The sequence below is a fragment of the Beijerinckia sp. 28-YEA-48 genome (assembly GCF_900104955.1).
Classification (GTDB): domain Bacteria; phylum Pseudomonadota; class Alphaproteobacteria; order Rhizobiales; family Beijerinckiaceae; genus Terripilifer.
Genome location: NZ_FNSI01000001.1, coordinates 2,922,338 through 2,943,923, shown reverse-complemented (window position 1 = coordinate 2,943,923; position 21,586 = coordinate 2,922,338). Strand labels below are relative to the sequence as shown.

The 21,586-nt window shown below is 61.7% G+C and carries 26 protein-coding genes; 11 read left to right on the top strand and 15 right to left on the bottom strand.

Going from position 1 to position 21,586, the window contains the following annotated elements; all coding sequences use genetic code 11:
• Positions 1–11: 11 nt before the first annotated feature.
• The 5 genes from BLW50_RS14030 to BLW50_RS14010 all read right to left on the bottom strand — a co-directional run bounded on the left by BLW50_RS14030 (position 12) and on the right by BLW50_RS14010 (position 4,410).
• A complete protein-coding gene (locus BLW50_RS14030; RefSeq protein ID WP_090703486.1) occupies positions 12–521 on the bottom strand; it encodes a GNAT family N-acetyltransferase in 510 nt (169 codons plus the stop codon).
• Positions 522–525: 4 nt separating this feature from the next.
• Positions 526–1,611 carry a glycoside hydrolase family 3 protein gene (locus tag BLW50_RS14025; RefSeq protein WP_090703481.1) on the bottom strand — a complete coding sequence of 362 codons (1,086 nt, stop codon included), beginning with the start codon at positions 1,609–1,611 and terminating at the stop codon, positions 526–528.
• A gap of 74 nt (positions 1,612–1,685) precedes the next feature.
• A complete protein-coding gene (gene hisG, locus BLW50_RS14020; RefSeq protein WP_090703477.1) occupies positions 1,686–2,651 on the bottom strand; it encodes an ATP phosphoribosyltransferase in 966 nt (321 codons plus the stop codon).
• Positions 2,648–3,796, bottom strand: coding sequence for an ATP phosphoribosyltransferase regulatory subunit (locus BLW50_RS14015; protein ID WP_090703473.1), 1,149 nt, complete (start codon positions 3,794–3,796; stop codon positions 2,648–2,650). Before BLW50_RS14015 ends, hisG begins: the two co-directional genes overlap by 4 nt.
• Before the next feature lie 104 nt (positions 3,797–3,900).
• On the bottom strand, positions 3,901–4,410 hold the full coding sequence (locus BLW50_RS14010) for an RT0821/Lpp0805 family surface protein (RefSeq protein WP_244544236.1): 510 nt from the start codon (positions 4,408–4,410) through the stop codon (positions 3,901–3,903).
• Between the two features lie 41 nt (positions 4,411–4,451).
• On the opposite strand from BLW50_RS14010, the gene pdxH reads away from it, so the two are divergent.
• The 5 genes from pdxH to BLW50_RS13985 all read left to right on the top strand — a co-directional run bounded on the left by pdxH (position 4,452) and on the right by BLW50_RS13985 (position 7,397).
• Positions 4,452–5,066 carry a pyridoxamine 5'-phosphate oxidase gene (gene pdxH, locus BLW50_RS14005; RefSeq protein WP_090703467.1) on the top strand — a complete coding sequence of 205 codons (615 nt, stop codon included), beginning with the start codon at positions 4,452–4,454 and terminating at the stop codon, positions 5,064–5,066.
• 9 nt (positions 5,067–5,075) lie between these two features.
• Positions 5,076–5,519: an NUDIX hydrolase gene (locus BLW50_RS14000; RefSeq protein ID WP_090709104.1), complete on the top strand. Its 444-nt coding sequence runs from the start codon at positions 5,076–5,078 to the stop codon at positions 5,517–5,519.
• A 27-nt stretch (positions 5,520–5,546) separates the two neighbouring features.
• Entirely contained in the window at positions 5,547–5,993 is a 447-nt protein-coding gene (locus BLW50_RS13995; RefSeq protein WP_170850150.1) for a TIGR02301 family protein, read from the top strand.
• 87 nt (positions 5,994–6,080) lie between these two features.
• Positions 6,081–6,338 (top strand): hypothetical protein, encoded by a 258-nt coding sequence (locus BLW50_RS13990; RefSeq protein ID WP_090703460.1) that lies wholly within the window; start codon positions 6,081–6,083, stop codon positions 6,336–6,338.
• Between the two features lie 84 nt (positions 6,339–6,422).
• Positions 6,423–7,397, top strand: coding sequence for a Bug family tripartite tricarboxylate transporter substrate binding protein (locus BLW50_RS13985; RefSeq protein WP_170850149.1), 975 nt, complete (start codon positions 6,423–6,425; stop codon positions 7,395–7,397).
• 6 nt (positions 7,398–7,403) lie between these two features.
• On the opposite strand, the gene BLW50_RS13980 is transcribed toward BLW50_RS13985, so the two are convergent.
• The 6 genes from BLW50_RS13980 to BLW50_RS13955 form a co-directional block, all read right to left on the bottom strand.
• Positions 7,404–8,759 carry an SMI1/KNR4 family protein gene (locus BLW50_RS13980; protein WP_090703454.1) on the bottom strand — a complete coding sequence of 452 codons (1,356 nt, stop codon included), beginning with the start codon at positions 8,757–8,759 and terminating at the stop codon, positions 7,404–7,406.
• Positions 8,760–8,836: 77 nt separating this feature from the next.
• A complete protein-coding gene (locus BLW50_RS13975) occupies positions 8,837–9,874 on the bottom strand; it encodes a sulfate/molybdate ABC transporter ATP-binding protein (RefSeq protein WP_090703452.1) in 1,038 nt (345 codons plus the stop codon).
• Between the two features lie 8 nt (positions 9,875–9,882).
• Positions 9,883–10,755, bottom strand: a complete 873-nt coding sequence (cysW, locus tag BLW50_RS13970) for a sulfate ABC transporter permease subunit CysW (protein WP_090703449.1) — start codon at positions 10,753–10,755, stop codon at positions 9,883–9,885.
• Positions 10,748–11,599: a sulfate ABC transporter permease subunit CysT gene (gene cysT, locus BLW50_RS13965; protein WP_090703446.1), complete on the bottom strand. Its 852-nt coding sequence runs from the start codon at positions 11,597–11,599 to the stop codon at positions 10,748–10,750. The genes cysW and cysT overlap by 8 nt, the downstream gene beginning before the upstream one ends.
• Positions 11,596–12,666 (bottom strand): sulfate ABC transporter substrate-binding protein, encoded by a 1,071-nt coding sequence (locus BLW50_RS13960; RefSeq protein WP_090703443.1) that lies wholly within the window; start codon positions 12,664–12,666, stop codon positions 11,596–11,598. Before BLW50_RS13960 ends, cysT begins: the two co-directional genes overlap by 4 nt.
• 142 nt (positions 12,667–12,808) lie before the next feature.
• Positions 12,809–13,285 (bottom strand): RrF2 family transcriptional regulator, encoded by a 477-nt coding sequence (locus BLW50_RS13955; protein WP_090703440.1) that lies wholly within the window; start codon positions 13,283–13,285, stop codon positions 12,809–12,811.
• 110 nt (positions 13,286–13,395) lie between these two features.
• Here BLW50_RS13955 and BLW50_RS13950 point away from each other — a divergent pair, with 110 nt between their 5' ends.
• Both BLW50_RS13950 and BLW50_RS13945 read left to right on the top strand, forming a co-directional pair.
• On the top strand, positions 13,396–13,920 hold the full coding sequence (locus BLW50_RS13950) for a hypothetical protein (protein ID WP_090703439.1): 525 nt from the start codon (positions 13,396–13,398) through the stop codon (positions 13,918–13,920).
• Positions 13,921–14,102: 182 nt separating this feature from the next.
• The gene (locus BLW50_RS13945; protein WP_090703436.1) at positions 14,103–14,312 is read left to right on the top strand and encodes a cold-shock protein; all 210 of its coding nucleotides are present in this window, start codon (positions 14,103–14,105) and stop codon (positions 14,310–14,312) included.
• Positions 14,313–14,395: 83 nt separating this feature from the next.
• On the opposite strand, the gene BLW50_RS13940 is transcribed toward BLW50_RS13945, so the two are convergent.
• Positions 14,396–15,664, bottom strand: coding sequence for an MFS transporter (locus BLW50_RS13940; protein ID WP_090703433.1), 1,269 nt, complete (start codon positions 15,662–15,664; stop codon positions 14,396–14,398).
• Positions 15,665–15,979: 315 nt separating this feature from the next.
• Here BLW50_RS13940 and BLW50_RS13935 point away from each other — a divergent pair, with 315 nt between their 5' ends.
• Entirely contained in the window at positions 15,980–16,585 is a 606-nt protein-coding gene (locus tag BLW50_RS13935) for a GNAT family N-acetyltransferase (RefSeq protein ID WP_090703430.1), read from the top strand.
• On the opposite strand, the gene BLW50_RS13930 is transcribed toward BLW50_RS13935, so the two are convergent.
• Both BLW50_RS13930 and BLW50_RS13925 read right to left on the bottom strand, forming a co-directional pair.
• Entirely contained in the window at positions 16,582–17,535 is a 954-nt protein-coding gene (locus BLW50_RS13930) for an MBL fold metallo-hydrolase (RefSeq protein ID WP_090703427.1), read from the bottom strand. The genes BLW50_RS13935 and BLW50_RS13930 overlap by 4 nt on opposite strands.
• Positions 17,532–18,014 (bottom strand): MarR family winged helix-turn-helix transcriptional regulator, encoded by a 483-nt coding sequence (locus tag BLW50_RS13925; protein WP_090703424.1) that lies wholly within the window; start codon positions 18,012–18,014, stop codon positions 17,532–17,534. The genes BLW50_RS13930 and BLW50_RS13925 overlap by 4 nt, the downstream gene beginning before the upstream one ends.
• Before the next feature lie 108 nt (positions 18,015–18,122).
• Between BLW50_RS13925 and hmgA the strand changes: the two genes are divergently transcribed.
• The 3 genes from hmgA to BLW50_RS13910 are packed head-to-tail and all read left to right on the top strand — an operon-like array spanning position 18,123 to position 21,293.
• Positions 18,123–19,436, top strand: coding sequence for a homogentisate 1,2-dioxygenase (gene hmgA, locus BLW50_RS13920; protein WP_090703421.1), 1,314 nt, complete (start codon positions 18,123–18,125; stop codon positions 19,434–19,436).
• 19 nt (positions 19,437–19,455) lie between these two features.
• The gene (locus BLW50_RS13915; protein WP_090703417.1) at positions 19,456–21,054 is read left to right on the top strand and encodes an FAD-dependent oxidoreductase; all 1,599 of its coding nucleotides are present in this window, start codon (positions 19,456–19,458) and stop codon (positions 21,052–21,054) included.
• A 17-nt stretch (positions 21,055–21,071) separates the two neighbouring features.
• Positions 21,072–21,293 (top strand): DUF2783 domain-containing protein, encoded by a 222-nt coding sequence (locus BLW50_RS13910; protein ID WP_090703415.1) that lies wholly within the window; start codon positions 21,072–21,074, stop codon positions 21,291–21,293.
• A gap of 19 nt (positions 21,294–21,312) precedes the next feature.
• Here BLW50_RS13910 and BLW50_RS13905 read toward each other — a convergent pair whose 3' ends face one another.
• The gene (locus tag BLW50_RS13905; protein ID WP_244544235.1) at positions 21,313–21,585 is read right to left on the bottom strand and encodes an exodeoxyribonuclease VII small subunit; all 273 of its coding nucleotides are present in this window, start codon (positions 21,583–21,585) and stop codon (positions 21,313–21,315) included.
• Between the last annotated feature and the right edge of the window lies 1 nt (position 21,586).

Here is a 21,586-nt window from a genome sequence, read left to right as displayed (position 1 = left end):
TTGCTTGCGCGCTAGCTAGGTGGCGCGGCGGGGCGATCGCTGAAGACGCCGTATTCAACATCATCGAGAAGAAACGATGTCATCTTGCGCATGCCCAGCCGTTCATGGGCGCGTATCGACGCTGCGTTGTCAGCGCGAATAAAGAGCACGGCTTCCCGCCCAGGATGAAGTTTCTGAAGCGCCTGATAGAGCAGGGGCATTAGGCCCTTGCCGCGTTCTGACGCGGCGATGCAGACGGGTCCGTATTGATAGGCGTCCGGGGCGCCGGGCCACGCTGCGAACATGGCCCTGATCACAGCGATATCACGATTGAGATCTTTCGCGGCGCTGAACAGCACGCCAACAACGTGGCCTTCGTGCCGTGCCACGATCGTGGGCCCCTGGAGGACCATGTGTTCGACTTTCTCACGCGGAAATTCGCCGGTCAGCGAACCGCCGCGCGAGGGTTCATTGGCCTGTAGAAGCGTGGCAATGGCCTCGATATCCGCCTGGCCCGCGAGGGCGAACTCATAGGCTGACACGATGCTAGACGCTCTGCTTGAGGCTACCGATCCGTGCCGCCGAAGCTTCGATCCGGCCGGCTGGAATGCGGCCGGTGGCGACCGCCTCCTTCACCGAGGCGATGAGCGCCGCCGGCAGATTGGGATCGGGCGTGCGCGAGTTCGACAAGAGCAACAGATCGTTGCCAGCGGAGATGGCGCGGATCACCGCTTCGCTTAGCGTGTAGGACGAGCGGATCGCCGCCATGTCGAGATCGTCCGTCATGGCGACGCCTTGATAGCCGATGTCACGGCGCAGCACGCCTTCGATGGCCGCGCGCGACAGGGTCGCCGGTTCGCCGCCGGTGAGGCGCGCATGGGAGAGATGGCCGCTCATGACGATATCGATATCACCGCTGCGCGCCATCCGCCGGTACGGTTCGAGTTCTTCCGGTTTCCATGTCGCTGTGAGGTCGACGGGCTTCTCGTGGCTATCGCCCAGCGTCGAGCCATGGCCGGGAAAATGTTTCAGCGCTGTCAGCACGCCGGCGCTGCGATGGCCTTCGACGAAGGCAGACGCATATTTGGCGACGGTCGCGCCATCCTGGCCGAAGGCGCGGCCCCATTTGGCGATGATCGGATTGCGCGGTTCGAAGCCCAGATCAACCACCGGCGCGAGATTGAGATTGAAGCCGGCGGATTTCAACTCGCGCGCCATGGCCGCGTAAACGCGTTCGGCATTGGTCGGTTCCCCGCGCGCCGCGATGGCTTGCGCCGGTTGCACGGCATTATAGCCGCTCTTGGCGCCGAGCCGTTGCACCGCGCCGCCTTCCTGATCGACGGCGATGAGCGGTTTGAATTGCCGGCCGGCTCCACCGAACAAGCGCGTCAGGCTCTCGATCCCTTGGCGCGAGCGGGTGTTGTGGCCAAGGAAACAGACACCGCCCGCCTGGCCTGCCGCGATCTGCCGTGCCAGCCCTTGCGCGCCGCCCGCATCGCTCGCAGTGCCGGAGAAGCCGAGGATCAGCATCTGGCCGATCATCGCATCATCGGCAGCGGCGCTGGCGCGCGTTACATAAGGCGCGGCCAACGCGGACGTAGCGGCAAGGAAATGGCGGCGAGACAGGCTCATGAATCATACCCCGTGGAAGCGCCGCACCGTGTGGGGTCGTCGCGTCGAGATTATGGCGAGCCAGCCGTTATCTTTCAGCCGATTCGTCGGGCGAGTTTTTCGTAGAGAGGATTGACGGCGCTGAACACATAATCAAGCGAGCCGACGGTGACATGCTGTGCCCCTTGCGCGATCAACCAATCGGCCAGGGCTGGCGTGCGCTCCACCGGACAGATCAGCGAGACGATGTCCGATGCGCTGCCGAAGATGGCGCGCGCCTGGAACAGGCTTTCAGCCTGCTGCGCATAAGCGGCGGCGCTGTCGGGCAGGCGTGCCCGCACTTCGCGCGATGTCCGCGCCTCTTCCTCGGCGAAGATGCGGCCGAGAATGCTTTTGGCGGCTTGTTTGGTCGCCTCGTTCCAATCGGCTTTCACGGAAGCGACGAGATTGGCTTGTGACTCGAGCATCACGCCATCATCGAGCACTTTGAGCGCATTGGCGCGTAGCGTCGCGCCTGTCGTCGTGATGTCGACGATCAGTTCTGCCTGTCCAGCCGCCGGTGCGCCTTCAGTCGCGCCAAGCGATTCGACGATGCGATAATCGGTGACGCCGGTCTGCGCGAAATAGCGCTGCGTCAGATGAATATATTTCGTCGCCACGCGCATGCGCTCGCCGCGCCGCGCCCGATAATTGGCGGCGACATCGTCGAGATCGGCCATGGTTTTCACGTCGATCCAAGCCTGCGGCACGGCGACGACCACATTGGCATGGCCGAAGCCGAGCGGCTGCAGCAGTTCCATGCGTGCGTCCGCATCGGCGATCGTCTCACGCACCAGATCTTCGCCGGTGACACCCATGTGGACATTGCCGGAGGCCAGTTGCGAGACGATCTCGGAGGCCGAGAGAAAAGCGATTTCGACGCCGCTCACTTCCGCGATCATGCCGCGATAGTCGCGCGCGCCACGGCCCTGCACCAAGGTCAGCCCGGCACGGCCGAAGAATTTCGCGGTGTTCTCTTGCAGCCGGCCTTTCGATGGCACGGCGATGACGAGATTGCTCATGCGCTGGCTCCCACAACATCGAGCCTGTCGCACCAGATGGCGGCGCCCACTGCCGGAATGTCGGCGCTGGCGCCGAGGGTCTTCAAAAGTCCATCATAGCGCCCGCCACCGACGATCGGCCGGTTGTCGGTGCGCGAGCGATCCTGCGCTTCGAAGACGAAGCCGGTGTAATAATCGAGATTGCGGCCGAAGCGGGCGGAGAATTGGAGATCGCCAACATCGAAGCCGCGCGCGGCGATGAAGCCGAGCCGCGCTTCGAACGCATCGAGCGCGGCCGTCAGGTCGAGCTTGGTGTCATCCGCCAGGGCGCGCAACTGTCGCGCCGCATCGTCGGGATTGCCGGCGATGGTGAGATAGCGTTCGATGACCACGCGCTTCTCGGCTGCCAATGCGCTGCCGGCCTTGAGCGAGGCCTGTTCGAGAAAACGCTCGGCGATCTCGCCAGCGGTGCGGCCGCTGACTGAGGAAATGCCAGCGATCGACAACAGGTCTTCGACCAGCGCGCGTGCGCCTTTCTTGTCGGTGCCCTCAAGCGCGGCAAGAACGCCGGAATGATCGCCGCCATTGCCGTTTTCCGGCAAGGCGAACAGGGCGTCGAGCGTCTGGCCACGGGCATGGCCGCGCCGGATGCGGCGCAGCCACACAGGCGGCAGGTCGAGAATGTCGAGCAGGCGGGTGAACAGCCCGGTATCGCCGATGCGCACCGTCAGCGGCCCGGCATGGGCGGCGCGTGCGGCTTCCAGCGCCACTGTGAAGATTTCAGCGTCGGCCGCCTCGCGGTCGCTGCGCCCGAAGCTTTCCAGGCCCGCCTGGTTGAATTCGACCGGGCCGGCCGGCCGGTAGCGGAACACCGGGCCGAGATAGGAGAAGGCGGCCGGTTTGCCGGCGATGGACGAGGCCAGATAATCGCGGCAGACCGGAATGGTATATTCAGGCCGCAGGCAATATTCGGCGCCAGACGCGTCGGTTGTCAGATAGATACGGCCACGGATGTCTTCGCCCGACTGGTCGAGAAAGACCGAAGCGGGTTGCAGGATGGATGGCTCGGCGCGGACGTAGCCCGCCGTGACGAGGCGGGCGATTAGCGCGCTCTCGCGTTCGGTGGTTTGATCCTTGGCAGTCTGACCCTGGGACGGCGCAGTCACGGTAAATCCTCAAATTTGCGCCTTCTCTTAGCAATTGAGGGGCGTTGAGGCGAACGGTTTTGCGCTGCAGGGTGAACGGAAATATGTGCCCGGTTTCAGCCCGATCAGGCCTTTTTCCAGGGGGTGACCGGTCCCAGGGCCCAATCGCCGCCTTTGTCGCGGCAGGCGGTGCCCTGGAGGGACTGTTCCGGGTGGGAGCCAGACAGATCGGCGACGAAGGAGCGGCAAATCTTGTCATCCACCGGCTTGGCCTCGCCGACCGGGCGGAAAACCCCTTTGGCGCCCGATTTTGGATTGTCCCAGGAGACGGGCATGCCGTTGCCCTGGGGGTCGAGCGCGACGCTCATGGCGCCCTTGGCCCGGCGCCAATCCTCGGCGTCGAGGTCCGATGACAGCGGCGAGGGCGACACGGATGAGACCTGCCGGATTGAGCCCGTGACGTCGGGATCTTCCTTGGAGGCAATGAAAGAGGGGAGCGGAATCGCGGTGGCGCAGCCGCCGAGACTGATGGCGAGGCCGATCAACAGACCGGCCGGGGTAATGGAACGAAAGCCCGCGACGACAAATCGACGGTTTTCGCCTATATCAAAGCTTGAGAAGGGCAAAACGCGCACTCTAAAATCCACTACAAAAAACTTGCCAGGAAAGTTAAACATTGAACCAGTTAACAGCGGGTGACTTCACCGACGTTGCCGAACCATTCGCCCTTTTCGGCGACTGGTTCACTGAGGCCATTAAATCCGAGCCCAACGATCCTTCCGCCATGGCTCTGGCGACGGTCGACCCCGATGGCCTGCCGGATGTGCGCATGGTGTTGATGAAGGACTGGGACCAACGCGGGTTCGTCTTCTACACCAATCGCGAAAGCGCCAAGGGCGGCGAGCTCGCCGCCAACATGCACGCCGCGGCCAATTTCCATTGGAAGAGCCTGCGTCGACAGGTGCGCGTGCGTGGCCCGGTCGAACAGGTGACGGACGCTGAATCGGATGCCTATTTCGCCTCGCGGCCGCGCGATGCGCGCATCGGCGCCTGGGCCAGCCAGCAGTCACGCCCGGTCGAGTCGCGCTTCGCTTTCGAGAAGGCGATCGCCGCCTATACGTTGAAATTCGGCGTCGGCGAGGTGCCGCGTCCGCCTTACTGGATTGGCTTTCGCATCAAGCCCGTACAGATCGAGTTCTGGCACGACCGGCCCTTCCGCCTGCACGATCGCATCACATTTCGTCGTGACAAGCCGGAAGGCGACTGGCGCAAGGAACGGCTGTTCCCGTAAGGTTTTATGATGACTGACAATCGCGATTATCCGCCCCGTCCCATCCTCGCCGCGAGCGCCGCTGTCTGGCGCGGCGGCAAGGTTTTGCTTGGCGCCCGGCGTCTTCCACCTTTCGATAAAATATTCAGTCTGCCAGGCGGTCTCGTCGAAACCGGCGAGACGCTCGAACAGGCGGCCTTGCGTGAGGTCGAGGAAGAGACCGGCGTGCGCGCCGAGATCGTCGCCTTCAATGGCTGGCGTGAGGTGATCAACCGCGACGATGATGGCCGCGTCAAACGCCATTATGTCATCGCGTCCTTCGCGGCGCGTTGGCTCGCAGGAGAAGGCGCTGCGGGGGATGAGCTGGGCCAGGTGATCTGGGCTGACGAAGCGCATTATGCCTCGATCCCGTTGACGCAGGGGCTTACGGAACTGCTCGTCAGCGCCCGCGCCCTCGTCGACAAGCCGGCGTGAGACGAAAAGGGCGGGGTGGATAAGACCGTGACGGACAGATCGGCGCGCCTCCTTTCAGTCGCCCTGAGCTTCGCTCTGGTGCTGGCCTCGTTTCAGGCCGGGCCGTTGGCAACCGGCGCTCGCGCGCAGCAAAAGCCGCCAGCCCCCGCGGCGCCTGCGCCCGACACATCGGCCGCGCCCTATGAGCGGCAATTGTTGCGCCTTTCCGAACTTCTCGGCGCGCTCGCCTTTCTGCGCGATCTCTGCGGGGCCAACGACAGCGCTGAATGGCGCCGGCGAATGACCGCGTTGATCGAGGCCGAAGGCCTGACGGAAGCCCGCAAGGAGCGCCTGGCCGGCGCCTTTAACCGTGGCTTTCGTGGTTACGAGCAGACCTACCGCTCCTGCACGCCCAACGCGCAGCTCATCATCCAGCGCTACCTGGACGAGGGGCAAAAGATCGTCCGCGAGGTCTCCAACCGTTACGGCGGCTAAGGCGCGGTAACCGCGTAGCGCCCATGTTAACCCTTTTTTTATTCGAAGGTCGCGGCGCGGGGCGTGGGTGACTAGATTGCCACCACGATGAAAACGCCGCCGACCTCCCTTGTGAACGAGTTCCACGCTGCCGAAGAGCGCCGCGAGGCCCTCGGCTATTTTACCGAAGCCTTCGCTGAAGCGGTGCTGGCGGGGATCGAGAGCGGCTGCTTTGCCCATGCGGCGCTTGATGCGGCCTTCCGCGAACTCGTCGGCATTCACGGCGAGGAACAGGTAGCCAAATTCGCCGAGCGCCTGCCCGAACGCATCCGCCTGGGCGAATTCTCGATGACGCGCCGGCACTGATCGCCAATCCTCCATCTCGACAGCGGCCTCTCCGCCCGACATGATCGGCGCGACGCAAATATGCGCGCGACGAGGGGGGATTCGATGCAGTTCAGGCTGACCGGGACGCTTCAGGTTTTGGGCATGATGGCCGCGATGGCGGGGGCCGCCGTGGCCCAGACGTTTCCCGACAGACCCATTCGTATGATCGTGCCCTATGTGGCGGGCGGCGCGACCGATGCGTCGGCGCGACTGTTCGCTGCCAAGCTGCAAGAGCAGATGAAGGTCGCGGTCATCATCGAGAACAGGGCCGGTGCTGGCGGCAACGTCGGCTCCGATGCGGTCGCCAAGGCCGCGCCCGATGGCTACACCATTCTGTTCAACATCAATGGTCAGGCGATTTCACCGTCGATCTACAAATCGCTGCCGTTCGATGCCGACAAGGATTTCATTCGCGTCACACAGCTCGTGGCGACCTCCACGGTGATCGTCGTGCATCCGAAAGTGCCGGCGAAAAACCTGCAGGAACTGGTGGCGCTAGCGAAAGCCAAGCCTGGTGTTCTCAACTATGGCTCGACCGGCATCGGTAATTCGCTGCACTTGACCATGGAGCTCCTGAAGAAGGAGACCGGCACCGACATCCAGATGGTGCCGTTTCGCGGTGACGCGCCGCTGTTCCAGTCGCTGCTGACAGGCGACATCGAGATTGCGCTCGTGCCGACCTCCGCCACCAAGCCGCATATCGAATCTGGTGCCGTGCGCGCCATCGGCATCACCACCGCGCAGCGCACGCCGTCCATGCCCGATGTGCCGACCATCGCCGAGCAGGGCCTGCCGAATTTCATCGTGGCCGGATGGATGGGGTTGTTCCTGCCGGCGAAAACACCGCGCGCCATCGTCGATCGCTATTGGAGAGAAGCGAAAACCACGCTCGAGGCGCCTGATATGAAGGAGCGCCTGGCGACGATGGAATTGCAGCCGGTGGGCAATACGCCAGAAGAATTCGACAAGGTCTATTTCGATGATCGCGCGCGGTTCGCGCGTGTCATCAAGGAAGCCAATATTCCGCAGCAGGACTGAGACGTTTCAATCGCGGGGGCGAATGTTGAAGAGATCAAGCGCGGCCGCGTCCTGCGTCTCGATCCCCTCGAGAAGTGCCTGCATCATAGCCTTGAAGCTCTGCTGCTCATAAACCAGCTCGAACGCGCCGTCGTGGTTCCACACATAGACGTGGCCATATTTATCGCCGGGCTCGATATGCAGCAGCAGGGCATTGCTGGCGTTTTGAGGCTCGGCGATGGGCACGAGATGCTGGAGCGAGACGTCGTACTCGTCGCGAAAAGCAGCAGTGGCCTGCTCCAAACTCTCTGACAGGGTGAGAAAGCTCGATAGGCCCTCGTGCTGCTTCGCCAGTTGCTCAGGCGCGTGGAACTTGAGGGTGGCATCCTCGCGCGGGGTGCGCACGAACAGAACGCTCTTGCCGCGCTCCTTCAGGAAGGCGCGGTAGTCATCGGGGAAACGGCCGTTGAAGCGGCGTTCAGCTTCTACGATGGCGGCTTCATCCGCAGGCTTGTGTGCCCGGCTCCAGCGCCAACTGGCCCGTTTGGCGGCGGCGTCAGTGGCACGCCGTGCGGCATAGGCCGCATAGGAAGGGCGCGAGGTGATTGACGTGTAGTCGCCGAAGTCGACATAGCGATAGATACTGTCGAAGGCGTCCTCTTCTCGTTCCGGAAAATAGTCGCAGATAATATTGGCGCGCAAAATGCTGCGTTCCGGGTCGATCCGCGCTTCCTGGGCCTGCTCGATCGCGTCGAGTGCGGCCGTGGGATTGCCGGCGATGAGATAGCGCCGGCAGAGCAGTTCCAGCACATAGGCTTCGATGGTGCTGGACCTGAGCGACCACGTGTAAAACGATGTACCGGCGGCCTTGCGGGCCCAAATGCCGTCGCGCGCCTGTTCGCTGAGCGCCAGCGCATCGGCGGCGCTTGTCGCGGACCCGTAATGCGCGCGGGCCCAGAGCGCAATCGGCTCGCTCTCGGCTGGGGTGCCTGCAAGTGCAGCGATGTGCTCTGCTTGCACCGGCAGCGGATCGGCGAACATCGCCAGCAGGGTTTCGTCGAGCGCTTTCTGCCAGTCGGGTTTCGGCGTATCGTCGCCTTCTAGGTCTCGCAACGTATATTCGGTGTGGTGGGTTTCCATGTAGCCAGCATGGCGCAGTTTTTCGGCTTCATCGCGATAAGCTGCTACGCCCTCGCGCGTTGTGGGGTAGTTGTGGCGCAAAAACTCGCCGAACAGATTGCCGTCGGGCTCATGGCTTGGTCGGCCATTCGGATAATCGCTGTAATTGATCTCCCGCGCGTAGATGCCCATCAGGATATCTGGCGTGTAGAGCAGCAAACGGTCGTCGTTGGGAGCTTTGCGGAAAAATTTTGCGAAATACATATTGCCTCGGCCAATGAAGGCCGCGGGTGGCAAAAATCGATGACAGGTTCAAGTCACGCCGTAGCGTAACATAACACTCAGAAAATATGGGCGTTGACGATCTTCATCGACACGCGCTCGCCGATTGCGGGCGCGACCGAACTGGCGAGATCGAGCTCCAGCCGCTTGGCATAGCCGCGCACCGCCACTTCGAGGCGGCGCACCGCGCCGTTGCGACGGATGCGCTCGACAATGCCGGGCAAAGCCAGCGGGCCGTTGTCGGCCAGCTTGATGTGCTGCGGACGCACATAGAGCGAAGCGGGACCGCTGCGGTTCTGGCCTATGCCGCCGAAGATCGGCGCGTCGTCGAAGAATGCCTGGCCGCCAGCGACATGCACCGGCAGCTTGTTGGCTTCGCCGAGAAATTCGCAGACGAAAGCATTTTCCGGACTGTCATAGACGGCATCGGGCGAGCCGATCTGTTCGATGACGCCCTGATTGAGGATCGCCACTTTGTCGGCGAGCTCCAACGCTTCTTCCTGATCGTGGGTGACGAACAGGGTGGTCTGCCCGGTGCGTTCGTGCAGTTCGCGCAGCCAGCCGCGCAAGTCCTTGCGCACCTTGGCGTCGAGCGCGCCGAACGGCTCGTCGAGCAGCAGCACGCTGGGCTCGATGGCGAGGGCGCGCGCCAGAGCGACGCGCTGACGCTGGCCGCCGGAGAGCTGGGTTGGAAAGCGCTTTTCAAGACCGGACAATTGCACCAGGTCGAGCAGGTCGCCGACGCGCTTGCGGATATCGGCCGAACTTGGCCGCTCACGGCGCGGCCGCGCCCGCAGGCCGAAGGCAATGTTCTCGAAAACGGTCATGTGTTTGAACAGAGCATAACTCTGGAACACGAAGCCGATGCGCCGTTCGCGCAGCGACAGGCTACGCATATCGGTCTTGTCGAAGAACACTTGTCCCTGGTCGAGCTGTTCGAGGCCGGCGATGGCGCGCAGCAAGGTCGTCTTGCCCGAGCCCGATGGGCCAAGCAGAGCGACGAGTTCTTGCTGTTCGACCCGCAGCGAAACATCGCGCAGGGCCGGATAAGAGGTGAACTGTTTGTGGGCGTTCTCGACGGTGATGGAGACGGACATGATCCTGCTCAACGGTGCGAGGAAGCGGCGATCGCGTCAGCGTATCGCCATTCAAGAAAGGTTTTGACCACGAGGGTGACGAGCGCCAGCGCCGCCAAAAGCGAAGCGAGGGCGAAGGCGGCGACGCCGTTATATTCGTTGTAGAGAATTTCGATCTGCGTCGGGATCGTCGTCGTCACGCCACGGATTTTGCCGGAGACAACGGCCACCGCGCCGAACTCACCCATGGCGCGCGCGTTACACAGCAGCACGCCATAGAGCAGGCTCCACTTCACATTCGGCAAGGTGATGGTGAAGAAGGTGCGCCAGGCCGAGGCGCCGAGCGTCAACGCGGCTTCCTCGTCGTCGGTGCCAAGCGCCTGCATATGCGGGATCAGTTCGCGCGCGACGAAGGGGAAGGTGACGAAGATGGTGGCAAGCACGATGCCGGGAACGGCGAAGACGATCGCCACGTCATGGGCCTTCAGCCAGGGGCCGAAATAGCCCTGGGCGCCGAACAGCAGCATATAGCTCAAGCCCGCGACCACCGGCGACACCGAAAACGGCAGATCGATCAAGCTGACGAGAAAGCTCTTGCCCTTGAATTCGAACTTCGCCACGGCCCAGGCGGCGGCAATGCCGACGATGATGTTGAAGGGCACGGCAATGGCCGCGACATAGAGGGTCAGCCAGATGGCGGATGCCGCGTCAGGATCGGCGAGCGCTTCTAGATAGGCGTACCAGCCGCGCTTGAACGCTTCGATGAAAACCGAGGCGAGTGGCAGGAAGAGGAACAGGCCCAGAAAGGCGAGCGCACAGACGATCAGCACCGCTCGCGTGATCGGCGACTCGCCGGAGATTTCGTGATCTGCCGCCTGCGGCTTGAGCGTGGTGTCAGACATGGCCAAGCCTCTCGCGACCCCAAGCCTGCACCAGGTTCAAGACGAGGATCATAACGAACGAGACGATCAGCATCATCATGCCGATGACGGCGGCACCGGCGTAGTCGAACTGTTCGAGCTTGATGACGATGAGGAGCGGCGCGATCTCCGACACCATTGGTATATTGCCGGCGATGAAGATCACCGATCCATATTCGCCAACGGCGCGGGCAAAGGCGAGGACGAAGCCTGTCAGGATCGCCGGAGCGACAGCCGGCAGAATGACGCGAAACACAGTGCGCAGGCGGCTGGCGCCGAGCAATGCGGCGGCTTCTTCGATGGAGCGCTCGCTTTCGGCCAGCACCGGCTGCACCGAGCGCACGACAAACGGCAGACCAATGAAGATCAGTGCCACCATCACGCCAAGCGGCGTATAGGCGATCTGGAAGCCAAGCGCATTGGCGAAAGAACCGACCCAGCCATTGGGCGCATAGATGGCGGAAAGCGAAATGCCCGCGACAGCGGTGGGCAAAGCGAAGGGCAGGTCAACGGCAGCGTCGATCAAGCGACGGCCGGGAAATTCATAGCGCACCAGAATCCAGGCGATCAGCAGGCCGAAGACCGTATTAACCACGGCGGCGATCAAAGCCGCACCAAAGGACAGGCGCAATGCCGCGAGCGTGCGCGGCGAGGTGGCGATGGCGACGATGTCGGTCCAGCCGGCGCCAGCCGCGCGCAGCATCAGCGCACCGAGCGGAATCAAAACGATAAGGCACAACGCTGTGAGCGTTGTGCCGAAGGCGAGGCCGAACCCTGGAAGGATGCTCGGCTGTCGCCATTTGCTTGTTGAAAGAGCGAGGCTCATCGCGCCGGCTTGTAGAGTTGATCGAAGGTGCCACCGTCATCGAAGTGGGTCTTCTGCGCCTTGGCCCAGCCACCGAAATCATTGTCTATGGTCACCAGATCAAGCTTGGGGAAGAGTTCGAGATCCTTCGGATCGGCGGCTTCGAGGTTGCGCGGGCGATAATGGTTCTTGGCGATGATCTTCTGCGCTTCCGGGGTGTAGAGGAAGTCGAGATAGGCCTGCGCTGCAACGCGGGTGCCCTTCTTGTCGACATTGCCATCGACCAGGCTGACCGACGGTTCGGCCAGGATCGACAGGCTCGGCACGACGATATCGAACTTGTCCTTGCCGAATTCGTCGAAGGCGAGGAAGGCTTCGTTTTCCCACGACAGCAGCACGTCGCCGAGGCCGCGTTGGGCGAAGGTCGTCGTCGAACCACGGGCACCTGTGTCGAGCACCGGGACGTTGCGCAGAACGGCGGCGATATAGTCGCGCACCTTGGCGTCGTCCTTCAGGTTCTTCGTCGCCCAGGCCCAGGCGGCCAGATAGTTCCAGCGCGCGCCGCCCGAAGTCTTCGGATTAGGCGTGATGACGGAGACGCCAGGCTTGGCCAGATCGCCCCAATCCTTCAGGTCTTTTGGATTGCCCTTGCGGACGAGGAAAACGATGGTCGAGGTATAGGGGGCCGAATTCTGCGGCAGACGCTTCTGCCAATCCTTGGGGATCAGGGTCGAGCGTTCGGCAATGGCGTCGATGTCACCGGCCAGCGCCAGGGTGACGACATCGGCATTGAGGCCGTCGATCACCGTGCGCGCCTGCGAGCCTGAGCCGCCATGGGACTGGCGAATGGTCAGTGCCTGGCCGGTCTTGGCTTTCCACTGCGCGATGAAGGCGGTGTTGATGGCGCGATAGAGCTCGCGGGTCGGATCATAGGAAACGTTGAGCAGTTCGCCCGTCTGTGCCCGTGCGCCCCAGGCGACGAAGAACACGAAGGCGAAAGCAGCGATGATCGAGACGATATCCACAATCCGCCGCACTCGCCCGACAGGCGGCAGCGGAGCGGAAACTTGCGAACGGCTGGACGACATGACGGCACCCCAAGGTTTATATGCCGATAATGTTGATCCATTCTATCAACTTTGCAAGTCTGTTTTTTATTTTCAACAACAAGCAATCAATGTGGAATAAGGCGGCCGCATCTTTTCCGCCGAAAAACGCCTCGCTTAAAGCTTAAATGCCGGCGCCCATATAGAGTTCCATGTCCGGCGCGGCGCCATTCGCTTTGGCCTCCAGCGCATGCCGCATGGCGCTCGCAAGTGAAATCTTTTCAAGCACTTCGAGCTGAGCCGAGAAAGCCTCCGCGAAACCGGCGCGCAGCGCGCAGGCGGCCTCATCCGGGCAGTCCTCGCAGCGCCGATAGGAATGACGTGACAGGCAGGACAGGGGGGCAATGGGGCCATCGGTCGCCCGCAGCACCTGGCCAATGGAGATCTCTTCCGGCGAGCGACTGAGGAAATAGCCGCCTTCCTTGCCGCGCCGGCTGGTCACCAGGCGGTTGCGCTTCAATTCAAGCAGGATCTGCTCGAGGAAGGCGCGGGGGATGTTCTCCTGCTCGGCGATCTGACGGGTTTGCACGGTCTCGCCCGGCGCGGCGCGCGCCAGGGCGGTCAGGGCTTTGAAGGAATAGCGGGCTTTCTGCGAGATCATGCCAACTGGTTAGCTGAATTCCCGGTAAAAGGCATCATCCTGTTAAAATGGGCTGCCCGCCCGCCCTCTTTCCCTTGTACGCGCCCCGTCGCCAGCCGTTATCATGGGGGATGGACGCAAAGCAGAAGCCCGCCCGCCGCCCGGCTGTTCCCGTTGAGACCTTTTCCGCGCCTTCGGGCGATCTCGATGCCCTGCCGCCGCGCGTCGCGGAAATGCGCGAACGCATTCTGGTGGCGGCGCGGTCGGGCGACATCGAACGGCTACGACCGGCCATCGAATGGAACGAGACCCTACCGCTCTTCGCCCGAGGCGACGACAAACCACGCTCTTTCGCCACGGTGATCGACTTTCTCAAGCGCTATTCGTTTGATGGACACGGTCGCGAAATCCTCGCGCTGCTGCAGGCGGCATTTGAGAGCGACTATGTGAAGAGCACGCGCGGCAGCACCATCAGTTACATCTGGCCGCATTTCGGCGCCGTGCAGAAGCCTGATCCGACGGGGGAAGAGCGGCTCAATATGTATCGCTGCGTGCGCTTCGCCAATCTCGGCCTGACCAACGATATCGGCCTGCCGCTCATTCAGCGCGCCGGCATCGGTGCTGATGGCACCTGGCACTATTTTCTCGCCGGTTAGACGAGATCACGATTTTCGTGATGGGTTGAAATGTCCGTATATATATCGTAACAAGATGTATCGACTTTGGCCTGGATGAAGGCCGTCTAGCCCATCAAGGCAGGCGCGTTCTCTACCAATATCGAAAGTCCGGGCGGTGTGTGAGCCCCGGCCGGGCGCCTGTCTGGTGAAAGGAACTGAGAATGAACACTGGAACCGTGAAGTGGTTCAATGAGCAGAAGGGTTATGGATTCATCCAGCCCGACGACGGTGGCAAAGACGTTTTCGTACATGTTTCGGCGGTGCAGGCGGCAGGCATGCACGGGCTGAATGAAGGTCAGAAGATCTCGTTCGAAATCATCACCGATAAGCGTTCAGGGAAAGCCGCAGCCGGTAATCTCCAGGCGGCTTAAGCTTTCTCGCCGTTCTTCGCATTTATCGCCGGCCACAGGCCGGCGATCGTATTTGGGGCCTCGCTTAGCTGCGAAGGACCGCATCAGTTGCTGTCGTGCGCGACCGGATAGCGATAGGGCCCGAGGAAGGCCATCATGGCGATGACCACCAGCAAGGCGACGATAAAGCCTTCCAGAACGGGCGCATAAGATTGCGCGTGCTCGAAAGACAGGCTCACCAGATAGGGGCCAACGCCCGAGCCGATCACGAAAATGGCGAAGAGGATGCCGTAGATCGTGCCGATGGCGCGCAGGCCGAAGTAGCGGCTGACAAGAAAGCCCATCAGATCGAGTTCGGCGCCGATGCCCAATCCGCAGAGAATGGCCGCGATATAGGGAACCGGTCCGCTCGCACCCGAGAGCAGCAACAGAATGCCGATCACCGGGAAGCTGAAGACGGCCATCGCTACGTAGGAGCCGTGATACTTGTCCAGACAGTAGCCGACGAGGACGCGGCCGAGGATCATCGCCAGGCCAGCGATGGACATCACTGTCGCTGCCTCCGGAATCGTAAAGCCACGCTTACTGAGCATCACCACCAATTGCGCGAGAACGCCATTGATGGCCATCACTGCCAGCGACAGGCCAATCACCAGAAGCCAGAACTGGCGCGTGCCTTTCACGGCTTCGCTAACTGTCAGTCCTGGAAGGTCCGCCGATCTTTCACGATGCATGGCAGCTGTTTGCCCCGGTGCGTCGCGGACGAATAAGGCCACGGGAATGAAGGCCATCACAAAGATGAAAGCGCCGAGCCCGAGATAAGCGCCGCGCCAACCATAATGCGTCATCAGGATGGCGATATATTGCGGCAGCAAAGCGACGCCGAGCCCGACGCCGGCCATCGCCAGGCCGCAAGCAAGACCGCGCTGCCGATCAAAGCGTCGCGAAATGACTTTCACATAGCCAGTCGGTGCTTGAATGGCGCTGAAAGCGCCCTGAATCGCAAACAAGGCATAAATGAGCGCGAGGGACGATTGCATGAATGCCAGCGCCGCCGTCGCCACGGCAAAAAGCGTGATCATCGGCAACATGACCGGCCGCACGCCATGCTTGTCCATCATGTGCCCAGTCCACGGTGTCACCACCGCGGCGGCGATTGTCAGGATTAGCAGCGCGGCCGAGAAGGAACTCTGGCTGATCCCGAGATCGGATGTGACGGGTCCGACGAACGTGCCGAAGATGAAAATGGTCGTCGCGCCTTGTCCAGCAATCATGCCTAGGACCGAACCGAAGACCACCCACCATCGATTGCCGAGCAGGCCCGTTGCGGAGGGTGCGGTGTCGACAATCAGATCATTGTGAAGCGATGTCATCGCTCCCTCCCTTTTCCAGAACCTTTAATCAGGATCTCGAACACGGCGACGATGGATTCAAAGACCCAAGAGCGATGCGGGGCGCAAGCGGGAAGGCCTTCTGGACGAGCGTCTCGAAATCCCTAGCTGAACGACCTGTGTGGTGAATGGGGGGCTGTTCTTGCGAGTTGTCGTTCTTGGTTGATGATTTGATCCTGACACACGAATAGTCAATCGCGGATTCGATTACATTTCTGAGAGGTTCTGTGTTCGCAAGATGTGCTGGTTCACGATAGATTTAATCGGTCCAGCAAACAGCGAAGGAAGCGCAGGGAGATGATGAACATGTCGGACGCTCCATTTTCCTGCACGATCAGAGAAGCCACTGTCGCCGATGCTCCGACGCTTGCAAATGTGCACGTCGCCTGCTGGCGCGAGACCTATCCTGGTCTGATACCGGAGGCGATCATCGATCGGCTCTCGGTGCAGGATCGTACGCAGCGCTGGCACGACATGCTCGGCAACCCGGATGCCTACAACAGAACCATCGCTCTCCTTGCCGAGTGTGGCGGAAAAGTGGTTGGCTTCGGCTCCTATAGTGATCAGCACGCGGCCGAGTTAAAAAGAATAGGATTTACCGGCGAGATTGGCGCCATCTACCTGCTGCGCCAAGCGCAGAAACAGGGCCTCGGTTTAATCTTGATGGCGGCGATGGCGCGCGGCCTGATCGGGCACGGACACGAAGCCGCGAGCCTGTGGGTGCTGCGTGAAAACGGCCAAGCCCGCAGCTTCTATGAGCAGCTCGGTGGGCAGGTGGTCGGCCAGAAAGAGGACAAGCGCGGTGAAGCTGTTCTGATCGAGGTTGCTTATGGATGGCGCGATTTGCCCCTCCTGAGCCGATGCGATCAATCCAGCACTCCAGATCGGGCGGCGACAAGCTAACCCTGTAGCGCCGCCCACATTTCGCGATCGCGCTCCGCCGTCCAGATCACCGGATCATCTATCCCTGAGGCTTCGTCGAAAGCGCGCGCCACATTGAAGGGCAAGCAATGTTCATAGATGGCGAACGAACCAAAGCGTTGGTCCATCGTCGCGCGCGTCGCCGCCATGGTTTCTTTCAAACTGCGGCCCCTGGCCACCGAGAGTTCAGCCGCGCCATAGAGCGCATTGACGAAATCGCGCGTCATCGCCAATGCCTCCCGCACCGTGCCACGCCCTTTCAGGGCGTCACCCCGGCCGGGTACGATCGCTTCCGGCGCGAAGCCCGCGATATTGTTTAATGTCTGCGGCCATGCCCGCAGATGCGCATCGCCACAGTAGCAAGCCGAATGATATTCGACGAGATCGCCAGAAAATATGGCTTGGGCGTCCGGCACCCAGGCGACGATATCACCTGACGTATGCCCGGCGCCCAGATGCATCAGGCGCACCTCGCGCTTGCCGAGCCATACCGACATGTTGTTTTCGAACGTGAAGCTGGGCCAGGTCAGGCCGGGAATGCTTTGCGCATCCTGGAACAGTCGGGGAAAGCGGCCGTATTCGGAATCCCAATCCTGCTGTCCGCGTTCGACGATCAGCCGGCGCGTTTCATCCGAGGCGACGATCGAGGCGCCGCTATAGGCCGATGCGCCAAGCACACGCACGGCGTGATAATGTGACAGCACCACATAGCGGATCGGCTTATCGGTGACCTGCCGCACCCGTTCGATCACCTGATGCGCCATGCCCGGTGTCGCCTGTGCATCGATCACCATGCAGCAGTCGTCGCCGACGATGATGCCCGAGTTGGGATCGCCTTCGGCGGTGTAGGCGTAGAGACCAGGGCCGATCTCACCGAAGGTGACGTTTTTTGCCGCCATGTCGCCGGTGGAAGCGAATGCCTTGCCGCTCATTCCGTGTCTCCGTCGATCTCGCAGTTGATGGCGCGCGCCTCTTCGTCCGCCCGATGCAGCAGCAGCGTCAAAGTCTTGTCAAGCAAGGCGATGTCTGCTTTCGGCAGGTCGCGCAAAAGCTTGCGTTCATAGTCGAGCGCCATGGGCACGATGGCCGCGTAAATGTCATGGCCTCGCCGGGCCAGTTTCAGAAAGGCCTCGCGCCGATCGCCGCTGTTTTCGCGGCGGCTGATGACATTGCGCTGCAACAACGTCGCCACCGCCCGCGACACCATGGTCTTGTTCATGCGCGCATGCAGGGCGATGTCGCGCGCGGTCATCTCCTGATGCTCACCGAGTGCTGAAATCACTCGCCATTCCGGCACGGTAATGCCGAATTCGTGGGAATAGCGGGTGGCCAGGCCCTCCGACACGGCCTGCATGGTGATGCTCAGCCGGTAGGGCAGGAATTCCGACAAAATGAGACGACGCGTGGCCATGGCATAACCCTGTTGACGAAATTAGTTTCATATGCAACTGATTTTGGCAACTTGAAAACTCAAGCAACCCGGAAATTCAAGTAACCTGGAAACTAAAGGGAGAGGACCATGAGCCTCCGCTATATGTCCGGCTTCGGCAATTCATTCGAGACCGAGGCTTTGCCCGGCGCGCTGCCTGTCGGCCGCAACTCGCCGCAGAAATGCCCCTATGGTCTTTATGCTGAACAGCTCTCCGGCACCGCCTTCACGGCGCCGCATGGCGAGAACCAGCGTTCTTGGGCCTATCGCATTCGCCCGAGCGTCAAACATTCCGGCCGCTTTGAGCAGATCGACAAAGGGCTTCTGCGCTCGGCCCCAGCAGCGCGCGAGGAAAGCACATTGCCCGTTGGGCAATTGCGTTGGGGGCCGGTGCCATTGCCCGAGACGCCGCTTACCTTCATCGAGGGGCTGCGCACGATGACGACGGCGGGCGACAGCGACACGCGCGCTGGCATGGCGGCCCATCTGGCTTTGGTGACGAAGTCGATGGAGCGCGAATATTTCTTCAATGCCGATGGCGAAATGCTTTTTGTCGCGCAGGAAAAGTCCCTGCGCTTCGCCACCGAATTCGGTGTGATCGACATCGAGCCGGGCGAAATCTGCATCATCCCGCGCGGCATCATCTTCCGCGTCGAGCTGATCAATGGCCCGGCCCGCGCCTATATCTGCGAAAACTATGGCGGCGCCTTCACTTTGCCGCCACGTGGCCCCATCGGCGCCAACTGCCTGGCCAATGCGCGCGATTTCCTCACGCCGGTCGCCGCTTACGAGGACCGCGAGGAAGAGGCGACGCTCTATCTGAAATGGGGTGGCGAGCTCTATCGCACGCAGATCGGCCAATCGCCGCTCGACATCGTCGCCTGGCATGGCAATTACGCGCCCTATAAATACGATCTACGCCGTTTCGCCACCATCGGCTCGACCTCGTTCGACCACCCGGATCCGTCGATCTTCACGGTTTTGACGTCGCCGTCTGAAAGCGCCGGCACTGCCAATATCGATTTCGTCATCTTCCCCGAGCGCTGGCTGGTGATGGAAAACACCTTCCGGCCACCATGGTATCATCGCAACATCATGTCCGAGTTCATGGGCCTGATCTATGGCGTCTATGACGCCAAGCCGGAAGGCTTCGTGCCGGGTGGCATCAGCCTGCACAATTGCATGCTGCCGCATGGGCCTGACGACACTGCCTTCGAACACGCGACCACAGTGGAGTTGAAGCCGGTGAAGCTCACCGGCACCATGGCCTTCATGTTCGAGACGCGTTATCCGCAGCGCCTGACGAAATTCGCCTCCGAACTCTCCACGCTTGATAAAACCTATATTGACTGCTGGAACGGATTGAAGAAACATTTCGATCCGTCGCGACGCGATCCGAAATGATGTGAAGGGGAGGGAGAGGATGGCGCCAACGCATTCCACTCCCGACCATCGCGCGCGCTATCAGTTTGGCTATCGCCGCTCGCCTGATCAGGACGCGGCTGAACCACGGCACTATCCGGTGGTGATTGTCGGCGCGGGGCCGGTCGGCCTCGCCGCCGCCATCGATCTCACTTTGCGTGGCATCAAAGTGGTGCTGCTCGATGATGCCGATCGCATCGGCGAGGGGTCGCGCGGCATCTGCTATTCCAAGCGCACCTTGGAAGTGCTGGGGCGTCTGGGCGTGGCGCAACCCTGTCTCGACAAAGGCGTCGTCTGGAAGGTTGGCAAGGTCTTCTTCAAGGATGCGCTGGTCTGGCAGTTCGATCTGTTGCCGGAAGATGGCCATGCCATGCCAGCCTTCATCAACCTGCAGCAATATTATCTCGAACATTTCCTGGTCGAGCGGGCCTTGGCGCTGGGCGTCGATTTGCGCTGGCGCAACAAGGTTATTGGCATCGAGCAGGGCAATGATGGCGCCACGGTGCAGGTGAGGACGCCGGAGGGCGACTATCGCCTATCCGGCGCCTGGGTGATCGCGGCCGATGGACCGCGCTCAACTCTGCGCGGTCTCCTGGGGCTTGAATGGCGCGGTGAGAGTTTCGAGGATCGTTTCCTCATCGCCGACGTGAAAATGACGGGCGACTTTCCGCCGGAACGTTGGTTCTGGTTCGAGCCGCCGTTTCACGGGGGACATTCGGCGCTGCTGCACAAGCAGCCTGACGATATTTGGCGCATCGATCTGCAGCTCGGGCCCGATGCCGATCCAGCCGACGAGCAGCGGCCGGAGAAAGTTGTGCCGCGCCTCAAGCAGATGCTGGGCCATGATCGTTTCGAGCTGGAATGGGTGTCGCTCTATTCCTTCCAGTGTCGGCGCATCGATCGCTTCGTCCATGGGCGCGTGGTCTTTGCTGGCGACAGCGCTCATCAGGTGTCGCCCTTCGGCGCGCGCGGCGCCAATTCCGGTATTCAGGACGCGGAGAACCTCGCCTGGAAATTGACCCTGGTGCTCAACGGCGAAGCGCCGGAAACTCTGATCGACAGCTATCACGCGGAGCGCTCGCAAGCGGCCCAGGAGAACATTCGCCATTCGACACGCTCGACCGATTTCATCGCGCCGCGCAGCCCGCAGGAGGTGCGCTTCCGCGACGCCACCCTGGCATTGGCGCGCAGTGCGCCGTTTGCGCAACGCTTGATCAATTCCGGGCGGCTATCGATCGCCACCGTGCACGATACGTCGCTCTCGACCCCCGATATCGATCGCTGGAACGGTGTCGCGCAGCTCGGCGCCCCGGCGCCCGACGCGCCGGTGGAAGATGCGGATGGCAAGCCGATCTGGTTTCTCGATCTTCTCGGCGGCGCTGAGACGCTCGTGGCTTTCGGGACCAGGCTGCAGGCTGATTGTCGCGTTCTGCGCGAAGGCCAGGATTTTCACGATCGGCGCGGCCTGCTGCGGCAACGGCTCGATGCCGGTGATGACGCGGTTTTCCTCTTCCGGCCCGATCAGCATCTTACCGCCCGCTGGCGCAAAACCGATGCGGCTTTGATCGCGGCGGCACGCCGCCGCCTGCGCGGCCATTGAAGCAAGACCGAGGGATCATGACCGATCTGCGAATCGACAGCCGCTTCCCCGATCCCGACAGCGCCTATCGCCTGCTCATCGACGCCCACCGCAGCTTAGGCGATGCGGAGAGCGCGGAGCTGAACTCGGCTTTGATCCTGATTCTCGCCAATCACATCGGCGACAGCGAGGTGCTGGCGCAGGCGATTGAACTCGCCAAAACCACATTGACGACAGGCGAGCGCAAGACGCCCGCCTGATTTGCGTGGATGTCCGAAGCTACTTCTCGACGTCGAGCGGCTCGGAGCCCTTGGGCTTGCCGTCATTGCCCAGCGAAATTTTCTCGATCCGGGCTTCGGCATTCTTAAGCAGCGTTTCGCAATGGGCTTTGAGCTTTTCGCCACGTTCGTAAAGCTCGATCGATTTGTCGAGCGAGACCTGTCCGCTTTCGAGTTGCGATACGATGGATTCGAGTTCCTTCAACGCCTCTTCGAACGGAAGTTTCGCGATATCGTTCTGGGATTCAGCCACGTCTTTACCTTTGTCTGTCAAG

Bases quoted from the DNA above. Each gene is read 5' to 3' on its own strand.
- BLW50_RS14025 (WP_090703481.1), bottom strand. From the start codon at position 1,611: ATGAGCCTGTCTCGCCGCCATTTCCTTGCCGCTACGTCCGCGTTGGCC.
- hisG (WP_090703477.1), bottom strand. From the start codon at position 2,651: ATGAGCAATCTCGTCATCGCCGTGCCATCGAAAGGCCGGCTGCAAGAG.
- BLW50_RS14000 (WP_090709104.1), top strand. From the start codon at position 5,076: ATGACTGACAATCGCGATTATCCGCCCCGTCCCATCCTCGCCGCGAGC.
- BLW50_RS13990 (WP_090703460.1), top strand. From the start codon at position 6,081: ATGAAAACGCCGCCGACCTCCCTTGTGAACGAGTTCCACGCTGCCGAA.
- BLW50_RS13985 (WP_170850149.1), top strand. From the start codon at position 6,423: ATGCAGTTCAGGCTGACCGGGACGCTTCAGGTTTTGGGCATGATGGCC.
- BLW50_RS13980 (WP_090703454.1), bottom strand. From the start codon at position 8,759: ATGTATTTCGCAAAATTTTTCCGCAAAGCTCCCAACGACGACCGTTTG.
- BLW50_RS13975 (WP_090703452.1), bottom strand. From the start codon at position 9,874: ATGTCCGTCTCCATCACCGTCGAGAACGCCCACAAACAGTTCACCTCT.
- cysW (WP_090703449.1), bottom strand. From the start codon at position 10,755: ATGTCTGACACCACGCTCAAGCCGCAGGCGGCAGATCACGAAATCTCC.
- cysT (WP_090703446.1), bottom strand. From the start codon at position 11,599: ATGAGCCTCGCTCTTTCAACAAGCAAATGGCGACAGCCGAGCATCCTT.
- BLW50_RS13960 (WP_090703443.1), bottom strand. From the start codon at position 12,666: ATGTCGTCCAGCCGTTCGCAAGTTTCCGCTCCGCTGCCGCCTGTCGGG.
- BLW50_RS13955 (WP_090703440.1), bottom strand. From the start codon at position 13,285: ATGATCTCGCAGAAAGCCCGCTATTCCTTCAAAGCCCTGACCGCCCTG.
- BLW50_RS13950 (WP_090703439.1), top strand. From the start codon at position 13,396: ATGGACGCAAAGCAGAAGCCCGCCCGCCGCCCGGCTGTTCCCGTTGAG.
- BLW50_RS13945 (WP_090703436.1), top strand. From the start codon at position 14,103: ATGAACACTGGAACCGTGAAGTGGTTCAATGAGCAGAAGGGTTATGGA.
- BLW50_RS13940 (WP_090703433.1), bottom strand. From the start codon at position 15,664: ATGACATCGCTTCACAATGATCTGATTGTCGACACCGCACCCTCCGCA.
- BLW50_RS13935 (WP_090703430.1), top strand. From the start codon at position 15,980: ATGATGAACATGTCGGACGCTCCATTTTCCTGCACGATCAGAGAAGCC.
- BLW50_RS13930 (WP_090703427.1), bottom strand. From the start codon at position 17,535: ATGAGCGGCAAGGCATTCGCTTCCACCGGCGACATGGCGGCAAAAAAC.
- BLW50_RS13925 (WP_090703424.1), bottom strand. From the start codon at position 18,014: ATGGCCACGCGTCGTCTCATTTTGTCGGAATTCCTGCCCTACCGGCTG.
- hmgA (WP_090703421.1), top strand. From the start codon at position 18,123: ATGAGCCTCCGCTATATGTCCGGCTTCGGCAATTCATTCGAGACCGAG.
- BLW50_RS13915 (WP_090703417.1), top strand. From the start codon at position 19,456: ATGGCGCCAACGCATTCCACTCCCGACCATCGCGCGCGCTATCAGTTT.
- BLW50_RS13910 (WP_090703415.1), top strand. From the start codon at position 21,072: ATGACCGATCTGCGAATCGACAGCCGCTTCCCCGATCCCGACAGCGCC.